Genomic DNA, 17,115 nt, shown 5'->3' with positions numbered 1-17,115 from the left:
TGACGATACGCCTGCACCGGCAATGGATTGAACCGACTGGATGGCAGTCGGTCATGACTGGAATTCATCAATCGGCAGCGCGCCCGGTAGAGTCGACTGGTAGAGTCGACTGTTAATCGACTGCTCCACCAACAGCCAGGAAAATCCCGCGCTGCGCGCGATAGTCGACTGACAGTCGACTCTACAGATCTGCAGGTCACCGGATCTCCGGGCTCCACGCTTGTAGAGTCGACTGTTAGTCGACTGCTCTTCCAACGGCCAGCAGAATCCCGCGCTGCGCGCGATAGTCGACTGACAGTCGACTCTACAGATCTGCAGGTTACCGGATCTCGGAGATCTCCACGCCATCCAAGCCCTGCGACAGGGTGCGCGCGTCGCCGCCCTGGCTGAGCTTGATGCGCAGGCGCACCTCGTTCTGCGAATCGGCGTAGCGCAGCGCGTCCTCGTAGCTGATCTCGCCGGCCTGGTACAGCTCGAAGAGGCTCTGGTCGAAAGTCTTCATGCCCAGCTGGACCGAGTCCTTCATCACTTCCTTCAGCTTGTGGATCTCGCCGTCGCGGATGTAGTCCTGTACCAGCGGCGTGCCCAGCAGGATCTCCATCGCCACCTTGCGCGAGCGGCCATCGGGCGACGGCACCAGCTGCTGCGCGACCACGCCCTTGAGGTTCAGCGACAGGTCCATCAACAGCTGGTTGCGCCGGTCTTCCGGGAAGAAGTTGACGATGCGGTCCATCGCCTGGTTGGCATTGTTGGCATGCAGCGTGGCCAGCACCAGGTGGCCGGTTTCGGCGAACGCGATGGCGTGGTCCATGCCCTCGCGGGTACGCACCTCGCCGATCATGATCACGTCCGGCGCCTGGCGCAGGGTGTTCTTCAGCGCAGCCTCCCAGCTGTCGGTATCGATGCCGACCTCGCGCTGGGTGATGATGCAACCCTCGTGCTTGTGCACGAATTCGATCGGGTCTTCGATGGTGATGATGTGGCCGGTCGAGTTCTGGTTGCGGTAGCCGATCATCGCCGCCAGCGAAGTCGATTTACCGGTACCGGTAGCACCGACAAACAGGATGATGCCGCGCTTGGTCATCGCCAGCGTCTTGATGATCGGCGGCAGGCTCAGTTCTTCCACGGTCGGAATGCGCGTCTCGATGCGACGCAGCACCATGCCGACCTGGTTGCGCTGGTAGAAGCAGCTGACACGGAAGCGGCCGACACCGGACAGGCCGATGGCGAAGTTGCATTCGTGGGTCTTCTCGAATTCCTCGCGCTGTGCCGGGGTCATCACGTTGAGGACCAGGTCGCGGCTCTGCTGCGGCGTCAGTGGCGTCTGCGTGATCGGCGAGATCTTGCCGTTGACCTTCATCGCCGGCGGCATGCCCGCAGTGATGAACAGGTCCGAGGCGCGCTGGTGCGCCATCAGCTTGAGGAACGAAGTGAAATCGATGGTGGTCGCGGTGGTGTTCACGGCGGGCTCCCGGAAAGCGGTTTACCAGGTAACGGTCGATGGAGGAAACAGCACGGGGGCGGCGCCGCACTGGTGCACGCCGCCCGTGGTTGCCCCGCCTTACTCGAACAGGCGCTTGTCCTTGGCGTACTCGCGGGCCTGGTTGCGGGTGATCAGGCTGCGCTTGACCAGGTCCTGCAGGTGCTGGTCCAGGGTCATCATGCCGTACTGCTGGCCGGTCTGGATGGCCGAGTACATCTGCGCCACCTTGTCCTCGCGGATCAGGTTGCGGATGGCCGGGGTGCCGACCATGATTTCCCACGCTGCGGTACGACCGCCGCCGACCTTCTTCAGCAGCGCCTGCGAGATCACCGCACGCAGCGACTCGGACAGCATCGAGCGCACCATCGGCTTTTCGCCGGCCGGGAACACGTCGATGATGCGGTCGATGGTCTTGGCCGCCGAGCTGGTATGCAGGGTGCCGAACACCAGGTGGCCGGTTTCCGCGGCGGTCAGCGCCAGGCGGATGGTTTCCAGGTCGCGAAGTTCGCCCACCAGGATGATGTCCGGATCCTCGCGCAGCGCCGAGCGCAGTGCTTCGTTGAAGCCATGCGTATCGCGGTGCACTTCGCGCTGGTTGATCAGGCACTTCTGCGAGGTGTGCACGAATTCGATCGGATCCTCTACGGTGAGGATGTGGCCGTATTCGTTCTTGTTGATGTAGTCGATCATCGCCGCCAGCGTGGTCGACTTGCCCGAGCCGGTCGGGCCGGTCACCAGGATCAGGCCCTGCGGCTGCTGGATCACTTCACGGAACAGCGGCGGGCAGGCCAGGTCCTCGAGGGTGAGCACCTCGGACGGAATGGTACGGAACACCGCACCGGCGCCACGGTTCTGGTTGAACGCGTTCACACGGAAGCGCGCCAGCGACGGGATCTCGAAGGAGAAGTCCACTTCGAGGAATTCCTCGTAATCGCGGCGCTGCTTGTCGGACATGATGTCGTACACCAGCGCATGGACCTGCTTGTGGTCCAGGGCCGGGATGTTGATCCGGCGAACGTCGCCGTCAACGCGGATCATCGGCGGCAGGCCTGCGGACAGGTGCAGGTCGGACGCTTTGTTCTTTACGGAAAACGCCAGCAGTTCGGCGATATCCATGAGCGGCTACTCCCCAATAACGGCTTCGACTGGAAGGATCTTTCCCCGGGCGGCAGTATAGCCTCCTGATTCAACGGAACGCGTTACGTGGCCACTCCCCTGCCCCAGATCCTGAGCAACCTGCATGCCGCCGCCGAGGCCGCGGGCAGGCCCGACCCACGCCTGCTGGCGGTGTCCAAGACCCAGCCGGCCGAAGCCGTGGCCGCGCTGGCCGCGCAGGGCCAGCACGCCTTTGGCGAGAACTATGTGCAGGAAGCGCTGGCCAAGATGCAGGCGCTGCAGCATCTGGCGCTGGAGTGGCACCTGATCGGCCACCTGCAGTCGAACAAGGCCGAGGCCGTGGCCCTCCACTTCGACTGGGTGCAGAGCGTGGACAGGCTCAAGCTGGTCGCCGCACTGGCGCGCCATCGCCCTGTGGCGCGCGGCCCACTGAACGTGCTCATCCAGGTCAACATCGACGACGAATCCAGCAAGCACGGCTGCGCACCGGAGCAGGTGGAGGAACTGGCCACCGCGATTGCCGCCGAGCCGAACCTGCGCCTGCGCGGGCTGATGGCGATTCCCGCGCCGTGGCCCGAGGCCGAGCGTCGCCACGACGCGTTCGTGCGCATGCGCACACTTTTCCAATCACTGGCGGCCCAGCACCCGCAGGTGGACACGCTGTCGATGGGCATGAGCGGCGACTACGCTGAAGCCATCGCCGAAGGTGCCACCCTGGTGCGGATCGGTACCGCCCTGTTCGGTGCGCGCCCACGCCCGGCCTGACTTTTCAAGGAGATTTCCATGGCAGCTGATTCCATCACCTTCATCGGCGGCGGCAACATGGCGCGCAGCCTGATCGCCGGCCTGATCCGCCAGGGCATGCCGGCCGCGCACATCCATGTAGCCGAACCGGTGGCCGCACTGCGCGAGTCGCTGGCTGCCGATTTCGGCGTGAAGGTACATGACAACGCAACCGATGCCGCCGCACAGGGCGGTACCTGGCTGCTGGCGGTGAAGCCGCAGGTGCTGCGCGATGTCTGCCAGTCGCTGCAGGAACTGGCCCAGGCGAACCGGCCGCTGGTGGTGTCGATTGCCGCGGGCATCACCAGTGCGCAGCTGGAACGCTGGCTGGGCGGCAATCTGCCGATAGTGCGCGCGATGCCCAACACCCCCGCCCTGCTCGGCGCCGGTGTGACCGGTCTGTACGCCACACCGTCGGTCGATACGCAACAGCACGCGCTGGCCGAGCAGGTGCTGGCCAGCGCCGGGCGCACCGTGTGGATCGACAGCGAAACACTGATGGATTCGGTCACCGCCGTCTCCGGCAGTGGGCCGGCCTATGTATTCCTGCTGGCCGAAGCGATGGAAGCGGCTGGCATTGCCCAGGGCCTGCCAGCCGACACCGCGCGCACGCTGGTGGTGCAGACCCTGCTGGGCGCCTCGCGCATGCTTGATGAAGCCGGTGAGAACCCGGCTGAACTGCGACGCCGCGTGACCTCGCCGAACGGCACCACCCAGGCCGCGATCGAGAGCTTCCAGGCCGGTGGCTTCGAGGCGCTGGTGGACACGGCGCTGCGCGCTGCGCAGGTGCGTGGGCAGGAACTGTCTGCGGCGAATGATTGATCCCGATGCGTGCCGACCAACGGTCGGCACCCACCGTCATCCACGCCATGCGTGGATGCTCATTGCCCCAGTGTGGTCATGACGAAATCGACGAAGCACTGCAACCGCGGGCGCGGCCTGCGGTCAGGCAGGTAGATCAGGTGCATCGGCCGGGGTTCGGGCAGGTAGTCGCGCAGCAGCGGCTTCAGGCGCCCGGCTGCGATCTCGCCCGCCAGCAACGCCGTCGGTTGCAGCACCAGCCCTGCTCCGGCCACGGCCGCTTCGCGCAAGGCGAAGCCATCATTGCAGGTCAGCCGCGCTTCCCAATCGACCTGCTCGCCGTTGGCCAGCTGCCAGCCGTGGCCGCCGCGCCAGGCCAGGTGGCTCAGGCAATCGTGCCCTTCCAGATCGGCGGGTGTACGTGGCGTACCGCGTCGGCGCAGGTACGACGGTGATGCACACAGGCTCATTGCATACGGCGGCAACGGCCGCGCGACCACCTCCTGCGACGGCAGGGGACCGACCCGGATCGCCACGTCGAAACCGTCCTCGATCAGGTCCACGCGGCGGTTGCTCAGGTCCAGCTCGATGTTCAGCTGCGGCTGCGCGCGCAGCAGCCCGGCCAGCTGCGGCGCCAGCACACAGCTGCCCCAGGTGGTCGGCGCGCTGACCCGCAGCAGGCCCCGCGGCTGCACCTGAAGGCCTGCGACATCCGCCTCGGCCTGCTGCACCTGCTCCAGCACCTGCCGGCAACCGGCCAGGTAGGCGCCGCCGGCTTCGGTCAGGCGTTGGCGGCGGGTGTTCCGCTGCAGCAACGCCGTGCCCAGGTGCGCCTCCAGCTGCTGGATGTACTTGCCGACCATCACCGCCGAAACCTGCAGCTGTTCGGCGGCGCCAGCGAAGCTGCCGCGCTCAGCTACCGCGACGAAGGCCTGCATGCATCGAAGGGTATCCATTACTAATCCAGAGTTAGGAATCTGCGAATCATACGCGGCTTACCCAACCCCACTGTGACGGCGCAGACTGCGCTCACTCCCTCACGCAAGGAACGGCCATGAAGATTCTCCTCGTCGGTGCCAGCGGCACCCTCGGCCAGGCAGTCGCCCGACAGCTCGGCCAACAGCACCAGATTGTCGCCGCCGGCCGCAACAGCGGCGAACTGCGCGTCGACCTGACCGACGACGCCAGCGTCGCCGAACTGTTCGCCCGCACCGGGCCGGTCGATGCGGTGATCTCCACCGCCGGCAAACTGCACTTCGGTCCGCTGCAGGACATGACGCCCGAGCAGTTCAACCTGGGCCTGCAGGACAAGCTGCTGGGCCAGGTGCGGCTGGCACTGGCCGCGCAGCACCATCTCAACAGCGGCGGCTCGATCACCCTGACCAGCGGCATCGTCAGCGCACAACCGATCCGCGACGGCGTCAACGCCACCTCGGTGAATGCCGCACTGGAAGGCTTCGTGCGTGCCGCCGCACTCGAGCTGCTGCCGCGCGGCCTGCGCATCAACGTGGTCAGCCCGAACGTGCTGATCGAATCCATGGCGGCCTACGGCCCCTACTTCCCGGGCTTTGAAGCGGTAAGCGCGCAACGCGCCGCACTGGCCTTCCAGCGCGCGGTGGAAGGCATCCAGAGCGGCGAGACGATCACGGTCTGGTGATCCGCCGGGCATGGCCCGGTGCTACCGGGAGCGCGACCCTTTCTTCGCTCACTCCCAGCGCATCGGGCCATCGCCGCGTTCGCCCAGCACGTCGCCCGGGTTGGCCAGGCGGCAGCGCTGCAGCGACAGGCAGCCGCAACCGATGCAACCGGTCAGTTCATCGCGCAGCAGCTGCAGCATGTGGATGCGTTCTTCCAGCTCGGTGCGCCAGCGCGCGGACAACTTGGCCCAGTCCGCCTTGGTCGGTGCGCGACCATCGGGCAGGCTTTCGAACGCACGGCCGACCGCGTCCAACGGCATGCCCACGCGCTGCGCCACGCGGATCACCGCCAGCCGGCGCAGTACATCCCTGCTGTAGCGGCGCTGGTTGCCCGAAGTGCGCAGGCTGCTGATCAGCCCCTTGCGCTCGTAGAAATGCAGCGCCGAAACCGCCACGCCACTGCGCTGGGAGACTTCGCCAACGCTCAGTTCCTGGGACACCATTGCTTGACCTCAACTGCAGTTGAGGTGTCATGCTGCTATCTTCGCTGCCTGTTGACAAGCGCGGCCCGCATCCGACCCGTATGACCCAGACTCTCTCACCCGCCGACGCCAGTCTGCCGGCCGACTCCTCGATCCTGTCAGCGCGCTACCGCGCGACCACCCTCGGCATGGTCGCGCTGGTCGCGCTGCACGCCTTCGAGGCCTTGGCGGTGGCCGCCGCCATGCCGACCGTGGCCGTGGCACTGGACGGCCTGCGCCTGTACGCCCTTGCCTTCGGCGGTACCCTGGCCACCAGTGTGATCGGCATGACCCTGGCCGGACGCTGGGCCGACCGCCATGGCCCGGCGCGACCGTTGTGGTACGGCCTGGGCTGCTTCGTGCTGGGCCTGCTGCTGGCCGGCTTCGCGATGCGCATGGGCATGCTGGTGGCGGGGCGGCTGCTGCAGGGCCTCGGCGCGGGCGCGATCTCGGTTTCGCTGTACGTGATGGTCGGCCGCAGCTACCCCGAGCACCTGCGGCCGAAGGTATTCGCCGCCTTCTCGGCCGGTTGGGTGGTGCCATCGATGGTCGGCCCGGCGTTGAGCGGCCTGATCGTGCAGCACCTGGGCTGGCGCTGGGTGTTCCTTGCGGTGCCATTGCTGGCGGTTCCGGCGGCCCTGCTGCTGCGCCCTGCGTTGGCACGCATGCAGCCCAGTCCTGCCGGCAGCGCCGATGATGGAGGCGGCAAGGTGGTGCGCTGGGCCAGCGGTGCCTCGCTGGCAGCGTTGTTGGTGTACTTCGGCGGCCAGCAGCAGGGAGCAGCGGCCCTGCTCTGTATCGGCATGGCGATGCTGGCGCTGCTGTTCTGCGTGCACCGTCTGCTGCCGGCCGGCACATTGATGCTGCGCCGTGGCCTGCCCAGCGTGATCGCGCTGCGTGGCATCGCGGCTGCAGCGTTCTTCGCGTGCGAGGCCTATCTGCCGCTGCTGCTGCAGCGCGAACGCGGACTGTCGCCCAGCTGGGCCGGCGCCGTGCTCAGCCTCGGCGCGCTAGGCTGGTTCGCCGGTTCATGGCTGCAGGGCCACCAGCAGCGCGGCTGGTCGCGCCAGCAGCTGCTGCGCACGGGTACGTCATTGATGACCGTCGGCATCACCGCCACGCTGGCGGTGCTGTTCAACGTGGTGCCCCTGCCGGTGTCGCTGCTTGGCTGGGCCGTGACCGGCTTCGGCATGGGCATGATCTACGCCAGCCTGTCGGTGCTGACGCTGTCGCTGTCGGCGCCGCATGAGCAGGGTGCCAATACCTCGGCACTGCAGCTGAGCGAAGCGCTGTCAGTGACCACCGCGCTGGCGGTTTCCGGCGCCTTGTTCGCGCTGTTCGTGGAATCGGCACCACACACCGGCTACCTGCTGTGCCTGGTGATCACCTTCGGCCTGGCCATGCTGGCCACGCTGATCGCCAGGCGGGTGTAGCGATGCCGCATTGCGGGATTGCCGGCCAGCGGCCGGCACTACCGGGTGCCAGTCCCCATGTCATCGATGTCCCGGTGCAGGATGCGGCGCACTTCCAGCACCGCCTGCGGGGTCTCCTGCACGCTGTGGCCGGAAATGATCACCTTCTCCGACAGCGCGCCCGGCAGGTGTGCACTCCAGTACGGCACCAGCCCGTCATCGGATTTCTCAACCGGCAGTTCCGGCTTGCGCTGGGCGATGATCGAGTGGTACTTCAGGCCCGCTTCGATCGGCAGCTGCGCGGCCGCCTTCACGAACGGATCGCTGGCCTTGAGGTTGTCGATGCTGTTGGGGATCTTCGGCTTGGCGGTGCCATCAACCTGCTGTTCGGCCTGCGCCAGCGCCATGAACACATCCTCGAACTTGCCGAGAATGGTCAGCGGCAGGCGCACCAGGCGACCGATCAGGCGGCCAACCTTGTTGCCGGCGATGTCGGTGCCCTGGTGTGGCGCTGCGATGAAGATCGCACGCTCCACGTTCGGCTGGGCCTTGAAGTGCAGCAACGGCCCCAGCTTGTTCTGCACCCGCTTCAGGCGCTCACCCTTCAGGTCGTAGTTGGCCAGCAGGTCATTCCACAGCACGTCGCCCGAATCGCTGACCAGCAGGCGCGCCAGCACGCCGCCCATGCTGTGCCCGATGTAGACCATGTCCTTCGATGCACGCGTACTGCCGTTGGGGTCGAAATGCTTCAGCGTATCGTTGAACGCATTGGCGATCTCGTAGCGGTTCAGTGCGATCGGCGCATTGGTCGGGTAGTAGACCTGCCAGACCTGGAACTGCTGGCGCAGCTCGGGATCACCCATGATCTCGTTGGCCAGGTTCACCCATGCTTCCGGGCTGCTGGCCAGGCCATGCAGCATGAAGATGATGCGCCGGTTCGGGTCCCAAGGCTGCATCAGGTAGATGTGCGGTTCGCCGATGCCCTCGCTCATGCCGAACAGGGTGCGCAGCGATTGCCGCGCGAAGCCACTCTGCGCCAGCCACAGGCCGTAGGCAGCCGTGAAGTTGCCGGCCAGAGGCACCTGTTCGCCGTGCAGGGTGATGCGCTCGGTGGCTTCCGGCGAATAGGCATCCAGCTCGACCCGGCGCGTGCGCATCACGTCTTCCAGGCTGCTGCCCTCGAAGCGCAGCAGCGCGGTAACGTTGATCGAGGACATCTCGCTGAACTCGGGCACCGCGTCGTCATGGCGATGGCGGCGGCCACGGTGCGCGTCGTCGCCGTCGTCCTGCGTGCTCTCGGCCTTCGGGCCATCGGGTGAGATCACCGGTGCGACCAGCTTCGGCGGATCCATCACCATCACCAGCTCGGCGCCGAAACCATCGCGGCGATAGGTGCTGCGCAGGCCGACGAAGCTGACGGTACCGGCCGGCACCAGCTGCGCCGGGATGCTCTTCAGGTTCAACTGCTGGTAGTTGGAGGCCAGCGACCAGCTGCCGACCGAGACCGGCTTCGTGTAGTCCTCGCCGGCAAGTGCCGCCCCACGCGCACGCACGAACAGCACCACCGCTGCTTTCTCGGCCGCGTAGTTGTAGTAGTCGCGCACCTGCGTCTGCCGGTCCTCGAAGGCACGGTCGGATGGGGACCTGCCGCTGTAGAACAGATACGCGTACGCGTAACGCGCCGCTTCCAGCCAGGCATCCAGCGCCGCATCGCTCATCGGCGGATCGCCGGCAGCGGTCTTCTTCGGGGTCAGCGCCAGCGCTGCCTTCACCCACAGTTCGGACAGCGCCGACAACCGCTGCTCGACATTGAGATCGTCGGTCATCAGCAGCGTGCTGCGACAGACCAGGAAGTCCTTTTCGCACTGCGACTCGTCCAGGCCTGCTGCGCTGAGCGTCTCGCGCGCGGCCGGGCTGAGCTTGCCGGTGTTGAGCACGTCGGCACGCTTGTTGACCAGCGAATCGCTGGAGGTGACCTGTTTGACGGTGACCATCGCGCAGCCGCTGCTGCCCAGCAGCAGGAAGGCGGCGAACAACACCGGCAGCAGGCGCTGCCAGCGGGACGGGAAGGAGTGGGTCATTACTGCGGGTCCTGCTCGGTGCCGGGCACGCCCTGGCGGATCACGGTGGAGAAGTGCGGGCCATCGCCCAGGTCCAGCGCACGCTGGGTGATGCGTCCCTTGTCATGCAGTTCGGCGTACGGCACGCCCGGAGCAAGCGCGCCGACCTCCTGCGCATACTCGGCCAGATAGCCGGACAGCAGCAGCCGGTAGTCCAGCGGCAGGCGCGGCGCGATGTGGCGGGCCAGGTCGAAGACGATGGTGGTGCAGTTGCTGGTCAGCGTGTTGTAGAAGCCCGGTTTCGCATCCAGTTCACGCGCCTGTTCGATGTAGGCCGCGAACAGTGCCTTCAGCTGCGTGTGGTCCATGCCGTGCAGCCGGTACAGGTAGACATCCTCGCCGCGCGCGTTGGTGCGGGTGCGGATGATATCGGTCTCCTCCGAGGCCACCAGGGTCATCTCGAATTTGCGGAAGAAGCCGCCCAGCGCCGAGAACGATTCACCGCGTTCCTTGCGGATCTCCAGCGAGAACACCACATGGCGGCCATCCTCGAAACCGAACGAGACCAGCGTATGGGCGATGGCCGGTCCCATCCAGTACGACAGGACGAGGTCGGCCGAGCGCAGCTGGTCCAGGTCGTACGCGCGGCGCACCCAGTGCGCGTCGTAATCGTTCTCGGTGCGCCACGTGAAATCACGCACGTTGTCGAACACCACGCGGCGGCCATCGAAGGACACCACGTGCAGGCGCTGGGCCACGTCATCGGCCCACACCCGGTCCTGGCGCGGGGTCAGCAACAGCCACCACAGCGCGGCCAGCGCCAACGCGCCCCCGAATGCCATGCCCAGGCGGCGCGTGGCTAGGCCTCGCGCAACCCGCCACGACACCCCCAGTGCAACCAGCAGCCACAGCACGGCCACGCTGGTGCTCAGCCAGCCCGGCCCCGGCAACTGATACGCCAGCAACCCGGTCACCCACAGCGCCGCCAGCGCCATGGCACTTCCTGTCATCCAACGTCCTGCGGCTTTCACTGGCATCCTGTCGCGGTCTTCAAGCCGCATAGTTAGCCACAAGCCGCATCAGCGTGGCATCTACGGTCCGTTCAGGCACGCCGGCGCACCGTCTGCGACGGTCGAGGCGATCCGTTTCCACTGCACAGGAGCAACGATGGGTATCACGTCCGTGGCCGGCGTTCCGGTCCAACCCCAGCACCGCGCGACCTGCCACTGCGGCACGGTCGAACTGCTGCTGGACCTGCCCGATGGCATCGTCGACCCGCGCCGCTGCGACTGCTCGATGTGCCGGCGCCGGGGCGCCATCGCCGCCAGCGTTGCCCGCGCGGGCCTGCAGGTGGTGCGCGGGCAGGGCCACCTGCAGCTGTACCAGTTCAACACGCACGTGGCCGAGCACTATTTCTGCGGCGTGTGCGGCATCTACACCCATCACCGGCGGCGCTCCAACCCTGACCAGTACGGCTATAACGTGGCCTGCCTGGAAGGTATCGATCCGTTCGCTCTGGGCGTGATCCCGGTCAACGACGGGGTGAACCACCCGGCCGACCGCATCGCCTAGTGGTGGGTGCGCCGTAGCGGCGCGGCGACCTTCTGCCAGGGCGCCATGCCGCTGCGTCCCGCCCGTGCGGGTCGTTTCAGCCAGGGCCGGCGGGGCGGTGCCTGCGGTACGTCCACGACCGGGGAAGGAAGCGGCTTACGGCCGGGCCAGAGATGGTCGAGCAGCCACATGGCGGGTCTCCGTGGGGGACGGGGACGATCAACACTAGGCCCGGGCGGGCATAGGCGGCGTGATCGGGAAACGACAACGGGATGACGGCAAGCCACCGCAGGTCAGCGGCTGAAGCGACGGGCGCCTGCCACGCAGATCACGGCAACCACGGTCACCAGCACCATGCTGAGGCTGACCGACTCGTGCAGCAGCAGTGCGGCCAGAGCCAGGCCGAAGAACGGCTGCAGCAGCTGCAGCTGTCCGACGGCGGCGATGCCCCCCTGCGCCAGCCCGCGATACCAGAACAGGAAGCCGAGCAGCATGCTGAACACTGCGACGTAGCCCAGCGCCCACCACGCCGTGGCGCCCACCGCCGTGAACGAGGCCGGGCGCATCAGTAGCGCCAAAGGCAGCATCGCCGGCATCGCCAGCAGCAACGCCCAGCTGATCACCTGCCAGTCGCCCAGGTGGCGGGCCAGCCGGCCACCCTCGGCGTAACCGAGGCCGCATACCACGATCGCCGCCAGCATCAGCAGGTCGGCCTGCAACGAGGCTTCAATGCCGTTGCGCGCGGCATAGGCGACCACGCAGGCGCTGCCCAGCAACGAGAACAACCAGAACGCCGGGCGCGGCCGCTCGCCACCGCGCAGCACGCCGAACACGGCAGTGCTCAGCGGCAACAGCCCCAGAAACACGATGGTGTGTGCGGACGACGCATGACGCAGGGCCAGCGCGGTCAGCAGCGGGAAGCCAACCACCACGCCGAGGCTGACCAGCGCCAGACCGGGCAGGTCGCTGCGCCGTGGCCAAGGCTGGCGCAGTATCAGCAGCAGGCCCAGGCCGAGGACCGCAGCGATGGTGGCGCGGGCAGCGGTGACGAATCCGGCGTCCAGCTGCAGCACCGCCAGGCGCGTGGCCGGCAGCGAGCCGGCAAAGATCACCACGCCAATGAATCCATTGATCCAACCACTCGCCGACCGTTCCACGCCTGTGCTCCGGGGTGCCGGGCGGCGCCCGGCGGGATCTCCATGGAAGCACCTGCGGGCCCCGCCCCCCAGCTACAATCCAGTACAGTTTCAAATAACTGTACTGCCGACACTTCCAGCACACTTTCGCCATGTCACGCCCACTTACCCGCATCGAATCGGTCATCCAGACCGTGCGCGCCCGCATCAGTGCACGGGTGGATGGCCCCGGCTCGCGCCTGCCTTCGGTACGCGCGCAGGCGGCAACGATGGGCGTGTCGGTCTCCACCGTGGTCGAGGCCTACGAGCGCCTGGCCGCCGAAGGGCTGATCAGCGCGCGTGCCGGGTCGGGCTTCTACGTCAGCGGGCCGGCCGCACCGCTCGCGCTGGCCGAAATGGAACCGCGGCTGGATCGCGCGGTCGACCCGCTGTGGGTATCGCGGCAATCGCTGGAAACGCCGGCCGGGCACCTCAAGCCAGGCTGTGGCTGGATGCCGAGCGACTGGCTGTACCAGGACGGCATGCGCCGTGGCCTGCGTCGGCTGGCGCGTGTCGATGCCGCGCATCTGGTCGACTACGCGGGCCCACTCGGGTTGCCCGCATTGCGCCAGCTGCTGCAACGGCGCAGCGCTACGCTGGGCATCGACGCACCGATGGAGAAGATCCTGCTGACTGAATCGGGTACCCATGCGGTCGACCTGATCTGCCGCTTCCTGCTCAAGCCCGGCGACTGCGTGCTGGTCGATGATCCCAGCTACTTCAATTACCACGCGCTGCTGAAGGCACACCAGGTCCAAGCGGTGGGTGTGCCCTACACGCACACCGGCCCGGATCTTCAAGCATTCGCGCAGGCCTTGCAGGCGCATTCGCCGCGGCTGTACATCACCAATTCCGGCCTGCACAACCCGACCGGCGCGGTGCTTTCCGCGAGCACCGCACACCGCCTGCTGGGCCTGGCCGAACGCAGCGAACTGATCATCGTCGAGGACGACATCTTCGCCGACTTCGAACTGCAGCCGGCGCCGCGACTGGCCGCGCTCGATGGGCTGTCGCGAGTGATCCACGTCGGAAGTTTCTCCAAGACCCTGTCGGCCGCTTCGCGCTGTGGCTACATCGCTGCACGCCACGACTGGATCGAAGCGCTGACCGACCTGAAGCTGGCCACCAGCTTCGGCGGTGGCCATCTGGCGATGCAGCTGATGCGCATCGCGCTGACCGACAGCGGCTATCGTCGCCACATGCAATCGGTGCGCTCGCGCCTGGCTGATGCGCGCCGGCACACACTGCGGAAACTGCACACGCTGGGCATCACGCCGTGGCTGCAACCGGAAGCCGGCCTGTTCCTCTGGTGCCAGCTTCCCGATGGCCGCGACGCCGCTGCGCTGGCACGGCAATGCCTGCGCGAAGGCATCGTGCTGGCCCCGGGCAACGCCTTCAGCCAATCGCAGCGCGCGGCCGACTATCTGCGCTTCAACGTTTCGCAGTGCCAGGACCCGAGGATCTGGCAGGTGCTGGCGCGCGCGCTGCGTTGAGCTGGCAATGCGGGACCATCGCATCCGCCACCACGCGCACGCCCGGCAACTGGCCGCGACGATGCGGCAGCGGCACGCAATGCCACTTGCGCGCCGCGGCGCATCACAGCGTGCCGCAGGATCCGGCCGGCAAGCTGCGCTGGCTGCAGCGCTACGCGGCGTTCGCTGAAGCATCCGGCGTGGCACACGCCGATGCACGGCGCGCGGTCGAAGCCATTGCCGAGCGGCTGCCGCTGCTGGCGCCCGAGCAGGAGGTCGCCCTGCTGCAGGAGGCCGGCTTCGACGATGTGGAGCTGTTCTACGCAGGCTTCAGCTTCAGGGGCTGGGTGGCGTACGCAGGGTGATGCCTACGGCACCACCGTGATGCCGATGCGCTGCATCAACAGCGCCACCTGCTGCACATCCAGCGTGGCGCCGCGCAGATTGGTGCTGCGCAGGTCCAGCTCGCCCAGCTCCGAGTTGGTCAGGTCGCAGTCGGTGAAGTTCGCGCTGTTCCAGTCGATGCCCTCGAACTGGCCTCCGGACAGGTCCGAACCGGCGAAGCTGGCGCCGCTCACGTTCGCACCGTCCCAACGGTTCTCCCACAGCTCGCACTTCTCCAGCGTCACCCGCGAAAAGTTGGCATAGCGCAGGTTCGACTTCTTGATGAACGCACTGCAGAACCCGCTGCGCGCGGTGATCTGGTTCATGAAGCTGGCGTTGCTGAAATCCGCGCCCTGCGCGCGGCACTCGCTGATCTCCAGGCCCAACGCCTTGATGAAATTGAAGTGACACATGCTGATGTCGCAGCTGCGGAAACTGGCTTCCTTCAGCATGGCGCCGTTGAAGCGGCAGCCGGCGCGGCTGTCGGCATCGTAGAAGCTGCAGTTGATGAACTCGGTGGCGGTCAGGTCGGCACCGGAAAAATCGCATTCGTGGAACTGCTGGTCGACCACTTTCTGGCCGGTGTATTGGTTCGCGCCGATGCGCAGATTGCGGTGAACGGTGGGGGACATCAGGGATTCCATGCCAGGTGCCCCGCCATGATGCCGGGCTGGGAGAGCGATCCATAGACGTAGGCGCGGGCGGATTCACCGGCAGTCCAGCCGACCTGTGTCGCCCACGGCCATGTGCATGTTGTTGCACGTTTATGCACGAACGCGCAGACTTGCGGCATGAGCTCCGATCCCAGCCCCCTCCCCGCCCAGCGCACCCGGCAGATCCTCGAGGAACTGCGCCAGTTCGGCCGCGTGGTCGCCGCCGAACTGGCGCGCCGCTATGCCGTCTCCGAAGATTCGATCCGCCGCGACCTGCGCGAGCTGGCTGCGCAGGGCCTGTGCCAGCGTGTCTACGGCGGCGCCGTGCTGCCGCCACCGAAGGAACGCCCGCTGCGCGAGCGCCTGACCCGCGACCGCAGCGACAAGGCCGAGCTGGCCGCCCGCGTCTGCGCGCTGCTGCACCCCGGCCAGGTCGTACTGCTCGATGCCGGTTCAACCAACCTGGCTATCGCCCAGCAATTGCCGGCCGCCCTTGGCCTGACGGTGATCACCAACGCCCCGCAGATCGCCACCGCCGCCAGCATGCTCGAAGGCACCTCGGTGCAGCTGATCGGCGGGCGCCTGGCCAGCGGTGGCGGTGCGGTCGGCGCCGAGGCGTTGGCCCAGGTGCAGCGCCTGCGTGCCGACGTGTACCTGCCCGGCCCCTGCGCGGTGGACGGTGACACCGGAGTGTGGGCGATGGATGCCGAAGAAGCCACGCTGAAGCGCGCGATGGTGGCCTGCAGCAGCCGCATCATCGTCGCCGCCACCACGGAAAAACTGGGTGCCCGCGGCCACTGGCAGATCGCCAGCCTGGACGAAATCGACGACCTGGTGCTGACCACATCGGCACCACCGGCACTGGCCGCCCGCTTCCGCGCCGCCGGTATCGCGGTACACCCCACTCCGCCGTGAGCACACTTTCAATGTCCCTCCCCCACCGCGCGCGTGCCGAACAGCACGCGACCCGCGCTGCGTTCTTCATTCCCGGCTTCGCCACCGCGCTGTGGGCCACGCTGGTGCCGTTCGCCAAGGCGCGCACCGACATCAACGACGCCACGTTGGGCCTGGTGCTGCTCTGCCTCGGAGCGGGTTCGCTGCTGGCCATGCCGTTGTCGGGCGTGCTGGCCGCGCGCCTGGGCTGCCGCCGGGTGATGGTGGCCAGCAGCCTGCTGATCTGCCTGACGGTGCCCGGCCTGGTATTGGCCAGCTCGGCGTGGGCGCTGGGCCTGGTGCTGTTCGTGTTTGGTGCCGCCGTGGGTGCGATGGACTGCACGATGAACGTACAGGCGGTGATCGTCGAGCGCGAGGCACGGCGCGTGATGATGTCCGGCTTCCATGCCTTCTTCAGCATCGGCGGCTTCCTCGGCGCGGCCACAATGACCGTGCTGATGTCCGCGCAGCTGCCACCGCTGGCATCGGTACTGATCGGTGTTGCCGCCATGCTGCTGGTGATGCTGCTGTCGGCGTCGTACTGGCACAGCGAACGCATGTCCCATGACACCCCGATGCTGGCGATGCCACACGGCATCGTGCTGTTCATTGGCGTACTGGCCTTCGTCGCCTTCCTGGGTGAAGGCGCGATGCTGGACTGGAGCGCGGTGTTCCTTACCGATGTACGTCGCGTCGATGCCAGCCTGGCAGGCATCGGCTATGTGACCTTCACCCTGACCATGACCGTCGCCCGTCTGTTCGGCGATGCACTGGTCTCGCGCGTGGGACGCCAACGCGCGATCGTGTTCGGTGCACTGCTCGCTGCCAGCGGCGTACTGGTGCTGACCCTGGTCACGCCGTGGCAGATATCGTTGGCCGGATACGTGCTGGTCGGCCTCGGCTGCGCCAACGTCGCGCCGGCGCTGTTCTCGCTGGCCGGCCACCAGCACCACATGCCGGGCGCGCTGGCGATCACCGCCGTTTCCACACTGGGCTTTGCCGGCATTCTCGCTGGGCCGGCACTGATCGGTTTCGCCGCCAACCACTTCGGTCTGATCGCTGCGTTCATCGGCGTGGCCGTGGCCTTGCTGTTGGTGGCGGTGTCCACGCGCTGGCTGCGGGTCTGATCCGGTG

The 17,115-nt window shown here is 67.1% G+C and carries 16 protein-coding genes and 1 pseudogene; 9 read left to right on the top strand and 8 right to left on the bottom strand.

Translation table 11 applies throughout. From position 1 onward, the window contains the following. Nucleotides 1-319: 319 nt before the first annotated feature. Nucleotides 320-1,414, bottom strand: coding sequence for a PilT/PilU family type 4a pilus ATPase (locus tag QP512_RS04635; protein WP_049411044.1), 1,095 nt, complete (start codon nucleotides 1,412-1,414; stop codon nucleotides 320-322). Nucleotides 1,415-1,561: 147 nt separating this feature from the next. Next, nucleotides 1,562-2,599, bottom strand: a complete 1,038-nt coding sequence (locus tag QP512_RS04630) for a type IV pilus twitching motility protein PilT (protein WP_004147099.1) — start codon at nucleotides 2,597-2,599, stop codon at nucleotides 1,562-1,564. Nucleotides 2,600-2,686: 87 nt separating this feature from the next. Here QP512_RS04630 and QP512_RS04625 point away from each other — a divergent pair, with 87 nt between their 5' ends. Continuing rightward, on the top strand, nucleotides 2,687-3,364 hold the full coding sequence (locus tag QP512_RS04625) for a YggS family pyridoxal phosphate-dependent enzyme (RefSeq protein WP_164082429.1): 678 nt from the start codon (nucleotides 2,687-2,689) through the stop codon (nucleotides 3,362-3,364). 18 nt (nucleotides 3,365-3,382) lie between these two features. Continuing rightward, the gene (proC, locus tag QP512_RS04620; protein WP_286071117.1) at nucleotides 3,383-4,204 is read left to right on the top strand and encodes a pyrroline-5-carboxylate reductase; all 822 of its coding nucleotides are present in this window, start codon (nucleotides 3,383-3,385) and stop codon (nucleotides 4,202-4,204) included. A gap of 59 nt (nucleotides 4,205-4,263) precedes the next feature. Here the strand turns inward: proC and QP512_RS04615 are convergent, their stop codons facing one another. Further along, nucleotides 4,264-5,139 (bottom strand): LysR family transcriptional regulator, encoded by an 876-nt coding sequence (locus QP512_RS04615; protein WP_286071116.1) that lies wholly within the window; start codon nucleotides 5,137-5,139, stop codon nucleotides 4,264-4,266. A 98-nt stretch (nucleotides 5,140-5,237) separates the two neighbouring features. On the opposite strand from QP512_RS04615, the gene QP512_RS04610 reads away from it, so the two are divergent. Continuing rightward, on the top strand, nucleotides 5,238-5,840 hold the full coding sequence (locus QP512_RS04610) for a short chain dehydrogenase (protein ID WP_164082432.1): 603 nt from the start codon (nucleotides 5,238-5,240) through the stop codon (nucleotides 5,838-5,840). Nucleotides 5,841-5,888: 48 nt separating this feature from the next. Here the strand turns inward: QP512_RS04610 and soxR are convergent, their stop codons facing one another. Continuing rightward, nucleotides 5,889-6,323 (bottom strand): redox-sensitive transcriptional activator SoxR, encoded by a 435-nt coding sequence (gene soxR / locus QP512_RS04605; RefSeq protein WP_164082433.1) that lies wholly within the window; start codon nucleotides 6,321-6,323, stop codon nucleotides 5,889-5,891. Nucleotides 6,324-6,352: 29 nt separating this feature from the next. On the opposite strand from soxR, the gene QP512_RS04600 reads away from it, so the two are divergent. After that, nucleotides 6,353-7,774 (top strand): MFS transporter, encoded by a 1,422-nt coding sequence (locus tag QP512_RS04600; RefSeq protein ID WP_286071115.1) that lies wholly within the window; start codon nucleotides 6,353-6,355, stop codon nucleotides 7,772-7,774. A gap of 38 nt (nucleotides 7,775-7,812) precedes the next feature. On the opposite strand, the gene QP512_RS04595 is transcribed toward QP512_RS04600, so the two are convergent. Then, on the bottom strand, nucleotides 7,813-9,834 hold the full coding sequence (locus QP512_RS04595; RefSeq protein ID WP_286071114.1) for an alpha/beta hydrolase: 2,022 nt from the start codon (nucleotides 9,832-9,834) through the stop codon (nucleotides 7,813-7,815). Next, nucleotides 9,834-10,808, bottom strand: a complete 975-nt coding sequence (locus QP512_RS04590; RefSeq protein ID WP_164082468.1) for a DUF4105 domain-containing protein — start codon at nucleotides 10,806-10,808, stop codon at nucleotides 9,834-9,836. Before QP512_RS04590 ends, QP512_RS04595 begins: the two co-directional genes overlap by 1 nt. Nucleotides 10,809-10,980: 172 nt before the next feature. Between QP512_RS04590 and QP512_RS04585 the strand changes: the two genes are divergently transcribed. Next, a complete protein-coding gene (locus QP512_RS04585) occupies nucleotides 10,981-11,385 on the top strand; it encodes a GFA family protein (protein ID WP_164082436.1) in 405 nt (134 codons plus the stop codon). Nucleotides 11,386-11,657: 272 nt separating this feature from the next. Here QP512_RS04585 and QP512_RS04580 read toward each other — a convergent pair whose 3' ends face one another. Further along, nucleotides 11,658-12,521: a DMT family transporter gene (locus QP512_RS04580; RefSeq protein WP_286071113.1), complete on the bottom strand. Its 864-nt coding sequence runs from the start codon at nucleotides 12,519-12,521 to the stop codon at nucleotides 11,658-11,660. 131 nt (nucleotides 12,522-12,652) lie between these two features. Between QP512_RS04580 and QP512_RS04575 the strand changes: the two genes are divergently transcribed. Together QP512_RS04575 and QP512_RS04570 are read left to right on the top strand one after the other, a co-directional pair. Then, complete coding sequence (locus QP512_RS04575) at nucleotides 12,653-14,032, top strand: PLP-dependent aminotransferase family protein (protein WP_286071112.1); 1,380 nt, start codon at nucleotides 12,653-12,655, stop codon at nucleotides 14,030-14,032. A gap of 98 nt (nucleotides 14,033-14,130) precedes the next feature. Next, nucleotides 14,131-14,376: pseudogene (locus tag QP512_RS04570) on the top strand (methyltransferase); the annotation flags it as partial. Nucleotides 14,377-14,379: 3 nt separating this feature from the next. Here QP512_RS04570 and smqnr read toward each other — a convergent pair. Beyond that, nucleotides 14,380-15,027, bottom strand: coding sequence for a SmQnr family pentapeptide repeat protein (gene smqnr, locus QP512_RS04565; RefSeq protein WP_286071111.1), 648 nt, complete (start codon nucleotides 15,025-15,027; stop codon nucleotides 14,380-14,382). A gap of 159 nt (nucleotides 15,028-15,186) precedes the next feature. On the opposite strand from smqnr, the gene QP512_RS04560 reads away from it, so the two are divergent. Both QP512_RS04560 and QP512_RS04555 read left to right on the top strand, forming a co-directional pair. Continuing rightward, nucleotides 15,187-15,963, top strand: coding sequence for a DeoR/GlpR family DNA-binding transcription regulator (locus QP512_RS04560; protein ID WP_164082440.1), 777 nt, complete (start codon nucleotides 15,187-15,189; stop codon nucleotides 15,961-15,963). 11 nt (nucleotides 15,964-15,974) lie between these two features. After that, the gene (locus QP512_RS04555) at nucleotides 15,975-17,108 is read left to right on the top strand and encodes an MFS transporter (protein WP_286071110.1); all 1,134 of its coding nucleotides are present in this window, start codon (nucleotides 15,975-15,977) and stop codon (nucleotides 17,106-17,108) included. Nucleotides 17,109-17,115 lie beyond the last annotated feature (7 nt).

This window comes from Stenotrophomonas sp. 57 (genome assembly GCF_030291075.1).
Lineage (GTDB): Bacteria > Pseudomonadota > Gammaproteobacteria > Xanthomonadales > Xanthomonadaceae > Stenotrophomonas.
This window is presented reverse-complemented; position numbering and strand designations above follow the sequence as displayed.

Excerpts from the sequence above, each read along its gene's own strand:
- QP512_RS04635 (WP_049411044.1), bottom strand. The coding sequence starts at position 1,414 with ATGGCGCACCAGCGCGCCTCGGACCTGTTCATCACTGCGGGCATGCCG.
- QP512_RS04630 (WP_004147099.1), bottom strand. The coding sequence starts at position 2,599 with ATGGATATCGCCGAACTGCTGGCGTTTTCCGTAAAGAACAAAGCGTCC.
- proC (WP_286071117.1), top strand. The coding sequence starts at position 3,383 with ATGGCAGCTGATTCCATCACCTTCATCGGCGGCGGCAACATGGCGCGC.
- QP512_RS04615 (WP_286071116.1), bottom strand. The coding sequence starts at position 5,139 with ATGGATACCCTTCGATGCATGCAGGCCTTCGTCGCGGTAGCTGAGCGC.
- QP512_RS04610 (WP_164082432.1), top strand. The coding sequence starts at position 5,238 with ATGAAGATTCTCCTCGTCGGTGCCAGCGGCACCCTCGGCCAGGCAGTC.
- soxR (WP_164082433.1), bottom strand. The coding sequence starts at position 6,323 with ATGGTGTCCCAGGAACTGAGCGTTGGCGAAGTCTCCCAGCGCAGTGGC.
- QP512_RS04600 (WP_286071115.1), top strand. The coding sequence starts at position 6,353 with ATGCTGCTATCTTCGCTGCCTGTTGACAAGCGCGGCCCGCATCCGACC.
- QP512_RS04595 (WP_286071114.1), bottom strand. The coding sequence starts at position 9,834 with ATGACCCACTCCTTCCCGTCCCGCTGGCAGCGCCTGCTGCCGGTGTTG.
- QP512_RS04590 (WP_164082468.1), bottom strand. The coding sequence starts at position 10,808 with ATGGCGCTGGCGGCGCTGTGGGTGACCGGGTTGCTGGCGTATCAGTTG.
- QP512_RS04585 (WP_164082436.1), top strand. The coding sequence starts at position 10,981 with ATGGGTATCACGTCCGTGGCCGGCGTTCCGGTCCAACCCCAGCACCGC.
- QP512_RS04575 (WP_286071112.1), top strand. The coding sequence starts at position 12,653 with ATGTCACGCCCACTTACCCGCATCGAATCGGTCATCCAGACCGTGCGC.
- smqnr (WP_286071111.1), bottom strand. The coding sequence starts at position 15,027 with ATGTCCCCCACCGTTCACCGCAATCTGCGCATCGGCGCGAACCAATAC.
- QP512_RS04560 (WP_164082440.1), top strand. The coding sequence starts at position 15,187 with ATGAGCTCCGATCCCAGCCCCCTCCCCGCCCAGCGCACCCGGCAGATC.
- QP512_RS04555 (WP_286071110.1), top strand. The coding sequence starts at position 15,975 with ATGTCCCTCCCCCACCGCGCGCGTGCCGAACAGCACGCGACCCGCGCT.